The organism is Cobetia sp. 2AS, from assembly GCF_029846355.1.
Lineage (GTDB): Bacteria > Pseudomonadota > Gammaproteobacteria > Pseudomonadales > Halomonadaceae > Cobetia > Cobetia amphilecti.
In genome coordinates this window covers 62609-78486 of sequence record NZ_JARWKQ010000004.1, presented here as the reverse complement: position 1 = coordinate 78486, position 15878 = coordinate 62609, and the positions used below count along the sequence as shown (strand labels likewise).

The following is a 15878-nucleotide window of genomic DNA, read 5'->3' as shown; positions in this document are numbered from 1 at the left end:
ACTGACACAGACTGGTGCCAAACGGAACTGCCCATAGCGTGCAAGGGAGGCTCAGGCCTTGACGATGGATCGCCTCGAAGCGCTGTATTCTGCGCTTGAACATGAAGCCGACACACAGCGACAGCAGCGTGACACAGAGCGCCAGGCCCGTGCGGCCCTGGAGTCGGAAAATGCCCGCCTGCGCGATGCGCTGGCCCAGCTGGAACAGCAGGCAGCGTCTGCAGCCACGGCAGATGCCGATGCGCATCAGCATGCCCTGGCAGAAGCCGAGCGTGCACTGGCCGCGGAGCGTCATGAGCGTGAGCAGCTCGCTGAGCAGCTCGCGGCGGCGCGCCAGACATTGCAGGAGCAGCAGGCGCAGTTAAGCGCGGTGAATGAGGCGTTGCTGGCGCGAGATGCGCAATTGCGTGAACTGGTTGAGCAGGCTGAGCAGGCTTCTGCGCCGCAATCCTCCACGAATGCGGAGGCGGGTCTGGCAGCGCAGCAGGAGGCGCAGGCGGAACGCCTGGCCTCAGAGCGCCTGAACGTGAGTCAGCCGGCAGCTGCCGTGCAGTCAGCGACGGCTGCTGATTCGTCCGAGGCTCAGGCGTCGCAAGCCCAGATGTCGCCAGCTCAAACGCCGCAAGCTCAGGTACCGCAGGAGCAGGAAGCGCATCAGCAGAACGAGGTCGAGCAGGGCGAGGCCCCGCAAGCACAGCAGGCTTCTCAGCCTGAGGCGGCACCTTCTCCCCATGCGCTGCTCAAGCAGTGGTACAAGCGCTATCCGGATACCTTCTTCAAGGGCCACACCCGGCCGCTGAAGATCGGCATCCATATCGAGCTGCTGGAAAACGAGCCCTGGGATGACAAGCTGGTGCGGCGCGCGCTGGCGGGTTATGTCCATCTGCCGCGGTATCTGAAGGCGGTACGGGCGGGCACGCAACGCGTGGACCTCTCGGGTCAGTCGGTGGGTGCTGTGACGGAAGATGAGGCACGCCATGCCCGTCAGCAGCTCGATGAGCTGACGCGCCAGCAGAAGGCGCGGGAAGAGCAGGCGACCGATCAGCGTATCAGCCACAAGCTCAGCGAGCTGATGACCAAGCACCGTCCCTGAACACAGTCCTTGAGAACCGTCCCTGAGCACCGTCCCTGAGAATGTGCTGGCAGGTGGTGTGACAGCTGAGGAAGACGCTCGGTCGACAATGATCGGTGCTAACAGACAAGGCCCCTGTGCGGATTCCCGCACAGGGGCCTTGTCGTTGATGGGCGGAAATCCGCACAACTCCTCACAGATCGCCAGCGGCCCGCGGAATTCGGCTCACTTGTGCGCGCGTTGTGTGCGAACTGTGCGTCTTCAACTCATTGAATTGTCTTGATTGTCTCGTCTATCTGGCGGCTGTGGCGCAATGCTCGCAGTGTCTCGGCTATCCCTGCTCGCGCCGCACCTCTGCGCGGCTTCGTGCCGGAGCCGCGCAGACGGGATATCGAATGCCCTACAAGACCAACAATATCCGCAATTCAAGAGGATTCGCCATGCGCCTTATCAAGCCAGCCCTGACCGCCCTGAGTGCCGCCATCCTGTTTGCCTCAGCGACGGCCATGGCCGACCCGATCACCATCAAGTTCTCCCATGTGGTGGCGGAAAACACCCCCAAGGGCCAGATGGGCAAGAAATTCCAGCAACTGGTGGAGGAGCGTCTGGGCGACAAGGTGGAAGTCGAGCTCTACCCCAGTTCGCAGCTGTACGGGGACGACAAGGTGCTGGAAGCCATGCTGCTGGGCGATGTGCAGCTGGCGGCACCGTCATTGTCCAAGTTCCAGAAATATACCGATCAGCTGCAGGTCTTCGATCTGCCCTTCCTGTTCAAGGACATGGGCGCTGTCGAGCGCTTCCAGAGCAGCGAGACGGGCCAGTCATTGCTGACATCGCTGGAATCCAAGGGGCTGGTGGGGCTCGGTTATCTGCATAACGGCATGAAGCAGCTTTCCGCGTCGTCGCCGCTCAAGACACCGGAGGATGCCGACGGCAAGAAATTCCGCATCATGACCTCCGATGTGCTCGAGGCCCAGTTTGACGCGGTGGATGCCGTCTCGCTGAAGAAGCCGTTCTCCGAGGTCTTCATCCTGTTGCAGACCAAGGCCATCGACGGTCAGGAGAACACCTATTCCAACATCTACTCCCAGAAGTTCTTCGAGGTGCAGCCGTACATCACCGAATCCAACCACGGCGTGCTGGATTACATGGTGGTGTCCTCGGCGCGCTTCTGGAATGGCCTGCCGGATGATGTGCGTGGCGAGGTCAAGTCGGCGCTCGATGAGGCCATCGTCTACGGCAACCAGCTCTCCGAAGCCAAGAACATGGAGGCCAAGCAGGCCATCCTTGATTCCGGTCAGAGCGAGATCATCACGCTCGACGATGCCCAGCGTCAGCAGTGGGTCGACGCCATGAAGCCGGTATGGGGCGAGTTTGCCGACGACATCGGTCAGGACATCGTCGACGCCGCGGAAGCTGCCAACCAGTAAGCCATCAGGCCATCCATCACTTGCCCCATCTTGAACGCCACGACATCGGCGATCTCGCGTGGGGCAAGTGTCCTTGAGCGACATGAGGATTTTTGCCATGGCACTACGATGGCTTCACAAGGCGGAAGAGACGCTGTTCTCGCTGCTGCTGGTAGCGATGGTGCTGCTGGTCTTCGTCGAGGTGGTGTTGCGCTTCGTCTTCAATACCGGCATCAGCTGGTCACAGGAGGCCACGCTGTATCTGGCGGGCTGGTTCGTGCTGATCGGCGTGTCCTGGGGCGTCAAGCAGGGCGCGCACATCGGCGTGGATGTCGTGGTCAAGATGCTGCCGATGCTCTGGCAGCGCGTGGCGACCTTGCTGGCGCTGGCGATCTGCATGGCGTACTGCGTGATGCTACTGGTCGGCAGTTATGAATATCTCTCGCTGATGAAGATGATCGGCATCGAGCTTGAGGACATCGCGATTCCCAAGTGGTACGCCCTCACCATTCTGCCCATTGCCATGTTGCTGCTGATGCTGCGCTTTGCGGTACTGGGCTGGAAGGTGATTCGTGGCGATGCCAGTGGCTTCGGCTTTCATGACGAAGGCGAGGACAGCATGCATCTGGTGCAGTCGGACGCGCCTGATGGCCAAGACCACGGCGATGCTGACCGTGACAGTGATCAGGGAACACCACGATGACCATAGCCACTCTGTTTGCGCTGCTGTTCGGCGGCATCTTTCTCGGCATGCCGATCGCCTTTGCGCTGGGCTTCTCGAGTGTCACCACGATCCTGCTGTTTTCCAGTGACTCACTGGGGTCGGTGGCGATCAAGCTGTTCGAAGCCCTGTCGCATCACTACACCCTGCTGGCGATCCCGTTCTTCATTCTCTCCAGCACCTTTCTCTCGACCGGTGGTGTGGCACGTCGCCTGATCATCTTCGCCACCGATGCCATCGGCCACGTGCGCGGTGGGCTGGCGATGGCCTCCGTATTGGCATGCATGCTGTTTGCCGCCGTGTCCGGCTCCTCTCCGGCCACGGTGGCGGCGATCGGCTCCATCGTGATCGCGGGCATGGTGCGCCAGGGCTATACCGAGTCCTTCGCGGCGGGCGTGATCACCAATGCCGGGACACTGGGCATCCTGATTCCGCCGTCCATCGTGATGCTGGTGTATTCCGCCGCCACGGAAGTCTCGGCGGCCAAGATGTTCATGGCAGGTCTGATTCCGGGCCTCCTGATGGGCGGTATTTTGATGGTCGCCATCTATATCGCGGCGCGGATCAAGAAGTTGCCGGCACAGCCTTTCCCCGGCGTACGGGTGCTTGCGCGCTCCGGCCTGATCGCCATGGGCGGTCTGATGTTGATATTCATCGTGCTGGGGTCGATCTATGGCGGCGTGGCCAGTCCCACCGAAGCCGCGGCCGTGGCCACGGTGTATGCCTGGTTCATCGCCGTGGTGGGCTATCGCGACATGGGTCCGTTGAAGAACGTGCCGTGGCGCAAGGGCAACGAAGCCTGGGGGAGTGCGGGGTTGCGCGCGCTGTGGCAGGTGCCTGCCGGGCTTCTGGGGTCCTTCACCGATCAGGAGGTCAAGAAGGTGGTACTGGATGGCGCGCGTGTCTCGATGATGCTGTTGTTCATCATCGCCAACGCGATGCTGTTCGCGCATGTACTGACCACAGAGCGCATTCCGCACACCATCGCCGAAACCATCATCGGCTGGGGACTGCCGGCGTGGGGCTTCTTGATCGTGATGAATCTGCTGCTGCTGGCGGCGGGCAACTTCATGGAGCCCTCGGCCATCCTGCTGATCATGGCGCCGATCCTGTTCCCCATCGCGACGCAGTTGGGGATCGATCCGATCCATCTCGGCATCATCATGGTGGTCAACATGGAGATCGGCATGCTGACACCCCCCGTGGGTCTGAATCTGTTCGTGACAGCGGGGATCACCGGCAAGCCGATGACCTGGGTCATTCGGGCAGCATTGCCGTGGCTGTCGCTGTTGCTGCTGTTCCTGGTGTTGATCACCTATGTGCCGGCTATCTCGCTGTTCCTGCCCAACTGGTTGAGCAGTTGAGGATCACCGCCTGCTGACAAGGTGCGATGGCAGGATTGAATGATGACAGAGCTTGATGACAGCGAGGGCGACTGGATTTGATGATTGAGCTTGATGACCGATCTTGATAGCAGACTCATGAATGAATCATTGGCACAGGGACGGTGCCTTTCATGAAGATAAAGCTGAGAGGAAACCACAACTTGGCATCAGACAAGCACAGTAGTTGACGGGTATTTGTTCTGCGACTTTTGTCGCAAACGAGGTTTTTCCATAATGAATCCGAGATTAACGCTCAGCGATGCGCTCGGTGATGCAGGAATCCGCGTCAAGACGCATGGTTGTCATGAATCCTTCATTCTTGAGCCCTAGAGTATGCTCACGCCAGACAACCGACCGATGGATAGGTTCAGGAGTGGTGATCGAAAACAGTGTTTTTTTCTGTTGCACATCCTGAAAGCCCGGTATATGGTTTCCCTGCGAGCATTGGATAATAACTAGGCCACAGAGTTTTAGAGGCGTCATCAAGCGCCCGGAACCTTGGTCACTGCCACCGGCAGACACGATCGAACAGTTAACGCTAGTTAAGGAACTATCGCGATGAAAAAGACACTTCTGGCTACTGCCATTGCCGGCGCTGCTGCCCTGGCTGCTACTTCTGCTTCCGCTGCTACTGTCTACAACCAGGACGGTACCAAGCTGGACATCTACGGTAACGTGCAGCTGGCATACGCTTACACCGATGCCCTGACCGACGAAGAAAACGGTGTTAGTGGTGATGCTGAAGGCGATCTGGGTGACAACGGTTCTACCTTCGGTGCCAAGGGCGAGCACAAGATCAACGACGATATCGTTGGTTACTTCAAGGCTGAGTGGGAATTCGACGCTGACGAATCCAAGGGCACTGGTAATGGCCTGAACGATGGCGACCAGTCCTACGTCGGTGCCAAGGGTTCCTTCGGTGACGCGCGTATCGGTTCCTGGGATCAGCTGATGGATGACTGGATCCAGGATCCGATCTCCAACAACGAATACTTCGACCTGACTGACTCCAGCTCCCAGATTTCTGGTGGTAGCTCCGTCAAGGAAGGCAACAAGCTGCAGTACATGTCTCCGGTGATGGGCGGCATGCAGTTCGCCGTCGGCTCCAACTTCGAAGGTGACGGTGAAGACGAGAACGTCACCGATTCCAACCAGGCGTCCTTCTTCGCTGGTGCCAAGTACACCGTCGGTGGTTTCTCCATCGCTGCAGTGTATGACGATCTGGGTCAGTTCGATGGTCTCGATACTACTGATGACGGCACCGTTAACAGCCAAGGTGATATCGGCGAGCAGTATGGTATCACCGGTCAGTACACTGTCGATGCCCTGCGTATCGCCGTCAAGGCCGAGCGCTTCGCTGCCGACGCTGACAACGCTGACGTCGACTACTACGGTATCGGCGCACGTTATGGCTACGGCATGGGCGACGTCTACGGCGGCTACCAGTATGTCGATGCTGAAGCCAATGCCTATCAGTACGCCGGTTCCGAGCGTTCAGGTGGTGACGGTGATGATCACTCCTACAACGAATTCAACCTGGGCGTGACTTACAACATCTCTTCCGCCATGTACACCTATGTCGAGTATGCTAACTATGACCGTGCTGGTAACGACGGTGATGGCGCTGCAGTCGGCATCTACTACGGCTTCTAAGACGTCTTCAATCGTCTAGCAAGCTAACGAAAGCCGGTCCCTCGGGGCCGGCTTTTTTACGTCTGTCTCTTTTGTGATGACTGACTTCCTGTTCGATGAAGGGAGGGTAGCCAATGCGCAAGCATGAGCGTCATGGTCACGAAAAAGCCCCTTTGATCTGATGATCAAAGGGGCTTTTATCATGCGCCTCTCAGGGAAATGATGGCGCTGGCGGATAACCGGTCAGCGCTATTATCCGGCCATCATTTCATGGCGTCGAGGTCTTCACGCTTGGGCAGCGCGGCATAGGCACCCGGGCGAGTCACGGCGAAGGCGCCGCAGGCCGCAGCACGCTCCAGTGCAGCGTTGAGGTGACTCTCGTCTTCGCACCAGTCGCTCAGGTTGTCGGCATTGATGCCGGCTTCGCTGAGGGCTGACAGGAAGCCCCCGATGAAGGCATCGCCACCGGCCGTGGTATCGACCGCCTTGACGGTGGGCGGCGTGATGCTGACGGTCTCGATGTCGCCGCTCTGCTTGCGCACCAGGGCACGGATCACGCCCGGGCCATCGGTGAGCACGATCAGGCGCACACCGGCCTTCAGGCGCGCTTCGAGCCAGTCGGTCTGCGGCTGACTGCCGGTCAGTGCCTCGACCTCTTCCTGGGACAGCTTGAGGATGTCGGCGTTGTCCAGCAGACGCGTGACCAGGGTCACATCGACCTGCTGGTTCGGCCACAGGTTGTGACGCAGATTGGCATCCACGCTGACCAGAGAGCCTGCAGCACGTGCGCGTGACGCCAGCACGAAGCTGGTGTCCGCGATGCCGGCGTCGGTCAGGCTGTTGCTGCACAGGTGGAAGATGGCGGGAGTCGCGAACAGCTCAGGCCCGGCGTGCTCCGGACGGAACAGCAGGTCAGCGGCCGGCGGACGATAGAAGTCGAAGCGGCGTTCACCCTCTTCATCGCGAGACACGAAGGCGAGTGCGGTGCGCGCATGGCTGGTGCGCTTGACGTGATCCATCTGCACGCCATGAGCGCTCAGTTCGTCGTGCAGGAAGTCACCGAAGCTGTCCTGACCCAGCATGCCGACGAAGTGACTCGGCAGGCCGAGACGGGCACAGGCCACCGCGACATTGGCCGGTGCGCCGCCCGCGTAGGGCGTGAAGGTTTCCTGCTCGACGGCCTGGCCGCCGAGCTTGTTGGAGAGCATGTCGACGAGCGCTTCGCCGAACGCGATTACCGGAGTCATCAGGAGGAGGTTTCCTTGCGAGTGGTCGTCGTGGAGCCTTTGGCTTTCTTGCCCGGCTTGTCGTTGCTGTCATCCGCCTGGGTGGCGCCGCCGGCAGGGAAGTGCTCGCGGACCAGTGCCAGCAGGCCCTGGGTGGACGGATCGAAGGCCTTCACGTCGGTATCGATACGCGCGCTGATTTCCCCGGCGATGCGCTTGCCGAGCTGCACGCCCCACTGGTCGAAGGAGTTGATGTTCCAGATCACGCCCTGCACGAAGACCTTGTGCTCGTAGAGGGCGATCAGGGCGCCGAGATTGCGCGGTGTCATCTCATCCAGCAGCAGGGTGCTCGACGGGCGGTTGCCCGGGCAATTGTAGTGCGGATCGAGGTTGCTGCCATCCTGGCTGCCTTCCATGAAGGCGTTGGCCTGCGCCAGCATGTTGGTGATCAGCGCGAAGTGGTGCTCTTCGGTACCCGGCTCCGGCTTCAGCGAGGCGATGAAGTCGATGGGCACGTAGCGCGTGCCCTGGTGCAGCAGCTGGAAGAAGGCATGCTGGCCGTTGGAGCCGGTCTCGCCCCAGACGATCGGGCCGGTCTTGTAGTCCACGGGACGGCCGAAGATGTCGACCGACTTGCCGTTGGATTCCATGTCCAGCTGCTGCAGGAAGGCGGGCAGCTGATGCAGGGCCTGGTCGTAAGGCACGATGGCCTGGGTCTCGGCGCCCATGAAGTTGATGTACCAGATGCCGATCAGCGCCATCAGGACCGGCATGTTCTCGGCCATCGGCGCATTGATGAAGTGCTGGTCCATCTCATGGGCGCCTTCCAGCAGCTCCATGAAGCCTTCATAGCCGATGGACAGGGCGATGGGCAGGCCGATGGAGGACCACATGGAGTAGCGACCGCCAACCCAGGCCCAGAATTCGAAGACGTTCTCTTCGCGAATGCCGAATTCCTTGGCCGCCTTGCGGTTGGTGGAAGCCGCGACGAAGTGGGCACCGACGTCGGCGTCCTGACCGGCGTGTTCCAGGAACCAGCGGCGCGCCGTCTTGGCGTTGAGCAGGGTTTCCTGGGTGGAGAAGGTCTTGGTGGAGACGATGAACAGCGTGGTGGCCGGATCCAGGCGCTTGAGCACCTTCTGGATGTGGTTGCCATCGACGTTGGAGACGAAGTGGAAATTGATTTCCGGGTGGCGATGCTTGAGCAGCGCACGGCAGGCCATGTTGGGGCCCAGATCAGAGCCGCCGATGCCGATGTTGACCACGTCGCGAATCCGCTGGCCGTCGAAGCCTTTCCACTCACCGCTGCGCACGGCTTCCGAGAAGGCGCGGATCTGCTCGCGCGTCTTGTGGATTTCCGGCATCACGTCCTTGCCATCGACGATGACCGGCGTGTTGGTCTGGCTGCGCAGTGCGGTGTGCAGCACCGGGCGATTCTCGGTGACGTTGATGATGTCGCCGGAGAACATCTGCGCGCGACGTTGAACGAGTGCAGAGTGCTCAGCGAGTTCGACCAGCGCCTCCATCACCTCATCGGAGATGTGGTGCTTGGAGTAGTCGAGAAACAGGCCGCCGACGCGCAAGCTCATCTTCTCGAAGCGCTTGGGATCCGCCGCGAAGTAATCGCGGATGCGGTCGTTGCGGGTCACCTCGCCCAGCCGGGTCAGCGCCTGCCAGGAAACACTACGGGTCAATTGCAGCATGGAAGTGTCCATCGTATGGGTTGTTGAAGTTCATCGGGGCGGGTCGCATTCTGTGGCGGCCCGACGCACGCTTGCAGGCGAGGCGAAAGTCACTGTCAGCCGGGAGTCGTGTCGATGACACGATTCAGGTGCTGAGTGCTCTCGGTTGGTCGACAAGGTGCGCAAGGTGCCGGCCACGCCGTGAGCCGCGTGGCCGGCTGTCATTCACTCGCCGCTCGCCTCATCACCGCTCAGCGGTGAGATGTGCTGGGCCAGCAGATGCTGAGCGCCCGGCGGCAGCCAGACCGGATCGAGGCGCGTGCAGGCGGTCTCGACACACAGGAAGCTGCGCGCATTCTCGACGCTGGTGTCGGCCGGCGGCGCGTCCCCGGGATGCCAGACCACCGTGGAGTCAGAACCCTGCTTGGCGATGCGCAGCTGACGCTTGCCGTCCTCGAGCACCTGAATCTGGCTGGTCTGGTAGATGCGGTCCAGCGGGCCGCGCACGCCCAGTTCGCCCTGCTGGTCGAAGCGCGAGAAGTCCTGGCGCTTGTCCAGGTAGCTGGCGCCGGCCAGACCGGTGACGCGACACTCGAAGGCATTCGGCACTGCGAAGTAGGTATGCAGCGCGCCGGTCATCTTGATCGGGGCCTCGCCACGGTTTTCCGTGATCAGCTCGACCTTGAGGAAGCGGCGGCTGGCAAAGATCACCACGCGCGGAGAGAGGGCGGCGTGCAGCGCTGAGACCGGTGAGGCATGGATCTCGACGCCTTCCTCTTCCTCGTCCACCGCATCGATGCGCCAGTCGGCCTTGCGAGCGGGGCCGTGCAGTTCGCTTTCGCCCTCGGGGAATTCATCCGCGAACCAGGGCCAGCACAGCGGAATGCCGCCGCGAATGCTGCCCGGCAGGGCGGCGGGCGTTTCCGTCACCCACAGCCAGGGAGAGTCGCCCGTCGGCTGATAGTGCAGCACCTGAGCCCCCTGGTGGCAGACCACCAGCTCGCCCCACTCCTGGTTGAGGATCAACAGCGAGCGGCCCTGCCATTCGACAGTGCGTTGGCCAGCGGTGTCGGCGATCAGTGCGCGCAGACTTTCGGGGATCATCTCGAGCTACCTCGATGGTTCAGGAGGTGGCGGTGCATCATGCCACCTCTTCATTGTGCAGAGCCTCGGCGGCGCCCAGCAGGCCGGTCCACGGCGCGGTCACCACCCAGGTGGGTATCGCGGCATTGTAACGGCTCAGACGATTCTTGTCGGTGAAGGCGTGGCGGAAATCGCTGCGCATCAGCAGATCCAGGTTGCGCGGCAGCACGCCACCGCACAGATAGACCCCGCCACGCGCCCCCAGCGTGAGTGCTGCATCGCCGGCGACCGCGCCAAGAATCTTCATGAAGCGCATCACGGCATCAAAGGCGAGAGCATTCTGCGGTTCATCGTGATGCAGGTGCTCATGCGCTGCCTGGCTGACGTCAGCGGCGCTTGCCAGCGGTGATTCCTGCTGACGCAGCTCGCCCAGGGCCTGATAGATCTCGAGCATGCCTTGGCCACACAGCAGGCGCTCCACCGAGACGCGACCATGGCGACGGCGGAAGATGCTGAGCAGGCCATCCTCGATCTCGTCGGTGGGGGCGAAGCTTGCATGCCCCCCCTCCGTCGCGAGCGGAATCCAGTTGTGCGTGCCGCGCACCAGACCCGCGACACCCAGGCCAGTGCCGGGGCCGATCACCAGGCGTGGCGAGGCCGCATCGCCACTACCTTCGGTGAGCTCCTCACCGATGGCCAGGCGTTCGCTGGCCTCGATGTGTGGCACGCCCAGCGCCATGGCGGTGAAATCATTGAGGCACTTGAAGCGCTCAAGCCTCAATGATTCGCGCACCTCGCGCTTGAGAAACGTCCAGTGATTGTTGGTCATGCTGACGCGTTCATCATGCACGGGGCAGGCGAAGGCCAGGCAGGCCTCGACGGGTTGCTCGGCCTCTGACAGGCCCAGCATCCGATAGTAGGCCTGGATGGCCTCCTCAAGCCCGGCATGCTCGGCGCAGGCGAGCGTCTGGATGTGCTGCAGGGTGTGGCTGCCCGGCTGGACAAGTGCCAGCCGGGCATTGGTGCCACCGATATCGCCTACCAGAGCAAGGCGATGGGAGGTGTCGCGGGTCATCGTCCGGCATCCTTCCTTTGCGTCAGTGCCTCAGGAGAGTGACAGGGTGCGCCCATCACATCAGGTCGTGGCCGCTGCCCGGCAGGTCGCCGTAGCCTGCAAAGCTGGAGGCGCCTTCCTCGGCACCGCCGACCAGTGAACGCATGCCGGAGAACAGCTCGCGGCCAAGGCCGTGATGATAGCTGTCGCGAGTGATGGTCTCGGCCTCGCGCTCGGCCCATTCGGCTTCATCGACCAGCGCCGTGAGGGTGCCGGCATTGGCATCCAGGCGGACCACGTCGCCTTCGCGCAGGCGTGCCAGCGGACCGCCGTCGAGTGCTTCCGGCGTCATGTGAATGGCGGCCGGGACCTTGCCCGAGGCGCCAGACATGCGGCCATCCGTCACCAGTGCGACCTTGAAGCCGCGGTCCTGCAGGATGCCGAGGTAGGGCGTCAGCTTGTGCAGTTCCGGCATGCCGTTGGCACGCGGACCCTGGTAGCGCACCACGGCGACCATGTCCTGCTCCAGCTCACCGGCTTCGAAGGCGGCCTTCATCTCATCTTGGTCGCTAAACAGCTTCACCGGTGCCTCGACGAGACGATGCTCTTCCTTGACGGCAGAGACCTTGATCACGCCGCGGCCGAGGTTGCCGTCCAGTACGGTCAGGCCGCCTGTCGGGGCGAACGGGTTGGCCACCGGGCGCAGCACATCCTCGTCGAGGCTGTCGGTGGGGCCGTCCTTCCAGACCAGCTTGCCGTTCTCGAGGAAGGGCTCGCGGACATAGCCGGCCAGGGTGCCACCGTCCTGGGTGGGGATGTCGTGGAGCAGACCCGCCTTGAGCAGTTCACGGATCAGGAAGCTCATGCCGCCGGCCGCCTGGAAGTGATTGATGTCGGCCTGGCCGTTCGGGTAGATGCGCGTCAGGCTCGGCACCACCGCGGAAAGCTCGGTGAAGTCATCCCAGGTGATGGTCACGCCCGCAGCGCCGGCCATCGCGACCAGGTGCAGGGTGTGGTTGGTGGAGCCGCCGGAAGCCAGCAGGCCGACCATGGCATTGACGATGGCGCGGGCATCGATCTGGCGATAGAAGGGACGGTAGTCGCCGCCGACTTCACTGTTGCGGATGGTCTGCTCGGCGGCGTGACGCGTCAGGGCTTCGCGCAGCGGGGTACCCGGATTGACGAAGGACGCGCCCGGCAGGTGCAGGCCCATCAGCTCGACCATCAGCTGGTTGGAGTTGGCGGTGCCATAGAAGGTGCAGGTGCCCGGGCTGTGGTAGGACGCGGACTCGGCTTCCAGCAGCGCATCACGGCCGACCTTGCCTTCGGCAAACAGCTGACGGACACGCGCCTTCTCGTTGTTGGGCAGGCCGGAGGGCATCGGGCCGGCCGGCACGAACAGCGTCGGCAGGTGGCCGAAGCGTGCGGCGGCGATGAACAGGCCCGGGACGATCTTGTCGCACACGCCGAGGAACAGGGCGCCATCGAACATGTTGTGCGACAAGCCGACAGCGGCGGCCATGGCGATCAGGTCGCGGGAGAACAGCGACAGCTCCATGCCCGGCTGACCCTGGGTCACGCCATCGCACATCGCGGGCACGCCGCCGGCGAACTGGGCGGTGGAGCCCATCGCCTGGACGGCTTCCTTGATGATGCGCGGATAGTCCTCGAACGGCTGGTGGGCGGACAACATGTCGTTATATGACGAAATAATGCCCAGGTTAGCCGAGTTCATCAGCTTGAGACGATTCTTGTCGGTCTCGCCACAGGCGGCAAAGCCGTGCGCCAGGTTGCCACAGGAGAGCTCGGAGCGGTGTACACCGCGGCGCTGCTGGCTTTCCATCAACTGCTCATAGGCGGCGCGGCGTTCGCGGGAGCGGTCGATGATGCGCTGGGTCACGTGCTCTACGGTCTGGTTGACTGACATGCTCTTACCTCATGTATCAGGCGGCGCAGGGCGCCGAGGCTGGCGAAAGAAAGCGTTTCCCGCTGTGTGGGCGTGCTGCTATCCGGCGACGCTATCCAGTGGTGATGGCGGTGTAAAGCCTCTTGCCTCACTCGTGTCGCGTCGTTCGGTTACCGGGGTAGCCTACAGTAGCGCGTCATGGCGCTCGAGAAACGGTTTTGTTCGGAATATTCGGTAAATTTAACAAAAAAACTGCTTGAAGACTGGACGACTTTCGGCCAAATTATGGGAAAAGCGTGTAGGATAATTTCACGGAACGCATTGCAGGCTTTCGTTCCTGGATCAGGTCTGGTCCTGCACCCGCCATACGCCACAGGAGTTGAGTCATGACATTACGCGTCGCCATCAATGGTTTTGGTCGCATCGGTCGCAACGTGCTGCGTGCGCTGTATGAAGGTCAGTACAACGATCGTATCCAGGTCGTCGCCATCAATGATCTGGGTGATCCGAAGCTCAACGCTCACCTGCTGAGCCGCGATACCGTCCACGGCCGTTTCGCCGAGACCGTCTCTCACGACGAAGAGAACCTGTTCGTCGGTAACGACAAGATCCGCATCCTGGCCGAGCGTGACCCGGCCCAGCTGCCGTGGTCCAGCCTGGACATCGACCTGGTGATGGAATGCACCGGTCTGTTCACCAAGCGTGCTGCCGCTGCCAAGCACATCGAAGCCGGCGCCAAGCGTGTGCTGATCTCCGCGCCGAGCGGCGATGCCGATGCGACTGTCGTGTTCGGCGTCAACGAAGATGTGCTGAAGGCCGAGCATCAGGTCGTCTCCAACGCGTCCTGCACCACCAACTGCCTGGCGCCGGTCGCCAAGGCGCTGAATGATGAAGTCGGCATCGAGAACGGCCTGATGACCACCATTCACGCCTACACCAACGATCAGAACCTCTCGGATGTCTACCACTCAGACCCGTACCGTGCCCGCAGCGCGACTCATTCCATGATCCCGACCAAGACCGGTGCCGCCGCGGCGGTGGGTCTGGTGCTGCCGGAACTGAACGGCAAGCTGGATGGTCTGGCGATCCGCGTGCCGGTCATCAACGTGTCGCTGGTCGATCTGACCTTCACCGCGTCACGTGATACCTCCATCGAAGAGATCAACGCCATCGTGGCCAAGGCCGCTGAAGGCTCCAGCGTGCTGGCCGTCAATGAGCTGCCGCTGGTGTCCATCGACTTCAATCACGATGCACACTCTTCTACCTTCGACAGCAATCACACTCGCGTCAGCGAAGATCGCCTGGTCAAGGTCATGGCGTGGTACGACAACGAGTGGGGCTTCTCCAACCGTATGCTCGACACTGCGCTGGCAATGCAAGCTGCCAAGTAAGCATTTGGTGAGTCCCGCGCGGCCTTTGATCCCTCATTGATCAACCGACAAGGCCGCGCGGGACAGCAAGAATTCGGGAGTCTGTCAGTCTGTCGGCAAGACAGGAGGGCAGGCTCCCAACAGGTGAGGACGAGTGGCCCGAGGATTCTCGCGTCGCGCTCAGGCTCCACGGACAAGGCAATGCCATTCGTCCCCTTTGAATCGGTGGTCGGTCAGGGTTGGCGCCAAGACCGGCTTCGATGCTGCTCGGAATGACATCGCGTCATCCATTTTTGAACCTCTCCCAATGGGAGAGGTTTTTTTTGCGCACCACGAAAGTGCGGGAGGTGCTTCAAGGCGCAAAGTGTCGTTGCCTTGCGTCAATGGCGTGACCTTATGGCAACTTTTCTGAGCACGATCGCGACAGAGTCGGGTCGGGTGGTGTGAAACGTGCACTGATACGTCGAGAAAGGTGGTCAACATGTCGTCATCGTAATTCACGGTCGAGTGAAATTAGCGAAACTGTGGCGGTGTGTTACACTTCGCACCTGTTGGCCTTGTGTCTATCGGTGAGCCAGGTCATGACAACGTCAAATCATGCAGGCGGCCATATGGCCTGCGAGTGATCCATTGTTGTGCGCAATTCAGGGAAGGTATTGCCACACTGCCGCACACTCTCCGGCAGTTATCTCGACTTCCACAGCAGGCTGTCTCAGATGCACGATGCCATCCGCGAAGCTCATGAATTGATCGGTGCTACCTTGCGCGACCCGCGTACCCAGCGCGAGGGCAAGGTCGTGGGTATGGACCTGGGGCGTGAGCAGCCGGCGATCTATGTGCTATGGCAGGAAAGTGCCGCAGCGGAGCGCATCGGCATGGAGCCGGATGATTTTCGCGCGTTGCTCGAGCACCTGCGGGCGCGCCTGCCGGTCAAGGCGCCTTCCGTCCAGCAGGACAAGGACAGCAGGCAGGCGCGGCGTCACAAGCGCAATGCCCCGCGCACTAGTGCCCAGCCGGCTGGCGAGAGCAACGACGGCCGCAGCGGCGCACCTGACGCCCCGTCCTCCGCGCTCATCGACGATGCCATGCCGCGTTCCGCTCAAGGCTAGATCTTTCCAGGCCAGCTCTGATCAAGGCCAGCTCTGTTCAAGGTGAGCTCTCAAAAAAGCCCGAAGCTTATGCTTCGGGCTTTTTGCATCCATGAGGTTTTCCCTTCGGCGCCGCTTGCGTGATATTCGCCCACAACATTGCGCCAGCGCTGCCGATAAGGGAGATAGTCAGACGCAAAGGCAAAGGTCGCAATCGTTCATATGCCGTCATCTGCCCGGATCTTCGCGC

At 61.6% G+C, this 15878-nt stretch carries 12 protein-coding genes; 7 read left to right on the top strand and 5 right to left on the bottom strand.

The annotated features are described in order from the left end of the window. Positions 1 to 64: 64 nt before the first annotated feature. The 5 genes from QD356_RS12170 (at position 65) to QD356_RS12150 (ending at position 6240) form a co-directional block, all read left to right on the top strand. Entirely contained in the window at positions 65 to 1093 is a 1029-nt protein-coding gene (locus tag QD356_RS12170; RefSeq protein ID WP_225996354.1) for a ProQ/FINO family protein, read from the top strand. A 419-nt stretch (positions 1094 to 1512) separates the two neighbouring features. Further along, positions 1513 to 2502 carry a TRAP transporter substrate-binding protein gene (locus tag QD356_RS12165; RefSeq protein ID WP_192837504.1) on the top strand — a complete coding sequence of 330 codons (990 nt, stop codon included), beginning with the start codon at positions 1513 to 1515 and terminating at the stop codon, positions 2500 to 2502. A gap of 97 nt (positions 2503 to 2599) precedes the next feature. After that, entirely contained in the window at positions 2600 to 3184 is a 585-nt protein-coding gene (locus QD356_RS12160; RefSeq protein ID WP_192837505.1) for a TRAP transporter small permease, read from the top strand. Beyond that, positions 3181 to 4566 carry a TRAP transporter large permease subunit gene (locus tag QD356_RS12155; protein ID WP_192837506.1) on the top strand — a complete coding sequence of 462 codons (1386 nt, stop codon included), beginning with the start codon at positions 3181 to 3183 and terminating at the stop codon, positions 4564 to 4566. The genes QD356_RS12160 and QD356_RS12155 overlap by 4 nt, the downstream gene beginning before the upstream one ends. Positions 4567 to 5145: 579 nt before the next feature. Then, positions 5146 to 6240 carry a porin gene (locus tag QD356_RS12150; protein ID WP_192837507.1) on the top strand — a complete coding sequence of 365 codons (1095 nt, stop codon included), beginning with the start codon at positions 5146 to 5148 and terminating at the stop codon, positions 6238 to 6240. Between the two features lie 242 nt (positions 6241 to 6482). Here QD356_RS12150 and QD356_RS12145 read toward each other — a convergent pair whose 3' ends face one another. From QD356_RS12145 to edd, 5 genes are all read right to left on the bottom strand, one after another. Further along, positions 6483 to 7466, bottom strand: coding sequence for a carbohydrate kinase (locus QD356_RS12145; RefSeq protein ID WP_054555573.1), 984 nt, complete (start codon positions 7464 to 7466; stop codon positions 6483 to 6485). Further along, positions 7466 to 9148 (bottom strand): glucose-6-phosphate isomerase, encoded by a 1683-nt coding sequence (pgi, locus tag QD356_RS12140; protein ID WP_054555572.1) that lies wholly within the window; start codon positions 9146 to 9148, stop codon positions 7466 to 7468. The genes QD356_RS12145 and pgi overlap by 1 nt, the downstream gene beginning before the upstream one ends. Before the next feature lie 204 nt (positions 9149 to 9352). Further along, on the bottom strand, positions 9353 to 10231 hold the full coding sequence (locus QD356_RS12135) for a D-hexose-6-phosphate mutarotase (RefSeq protein ID WP_192837508.1): 879 nt from the start codon (positions 10229 to 10231) through the stop codon (positions 9353 to 9355). Positions 10232 to 10268: 37 nt separating this feature from the next. Continuing rightward, on the bottom strand, positions 10269 to 11285 hold the full coding sequence (gene glk / locus QD356_RS12130) for a glucokinase (RefSeq protein WP_192837509.1): 1017 nt from the start codon (positions 11283 to 11285) through the stop codon (positions 10269 to 10271). Between the two features lie 55 nt (positions 11286 to 11340). Further along, positions 11341 to 13191 (bottom strand): phosphogluconate dehydratase, encoded by a 1851-nt coding sequence (gene edd, locus QD356_RS12125; RefSeq protein WP_054555569.1) that lies wholly within the window; start codon positions 13189 to 13191, stop codon positions 11341 to 11343. Between the two features lie 365 nt (positions 13192 to 13556). Here edd and gap point away from each other — a divergent pair, with 365 nt between their 5' ends. Beyond that, on the top strand, positions 13557 to 14561 hold the full coding sequence (gap, locus tag QD356_RS12120; RefSeq protein WP_192837510.1) for a type I glyceraldehyde-3-phosphate dehydrogenase: 1005 nt from the start codon (positions 13557 to 13559) through the stop codon (positions 14559 to 14561). A 695-nt stretch (positions 14562 to 15256) separates the two neighbouring features. Beyond that, the gene (locus tag QD356_RS12115) at positions 15257 to 15649 is read left to right on the top strand and encodes a hypothetical protein (RefSeq protein WP_192837511.1); all 393 of its coding nucleotides are present in this window, start codon (positions 15257 to 15259) and stop codon (positions 15647 to 15649) included. Positions 15650 to 15878: the final 229 nt, after the last annotated feature.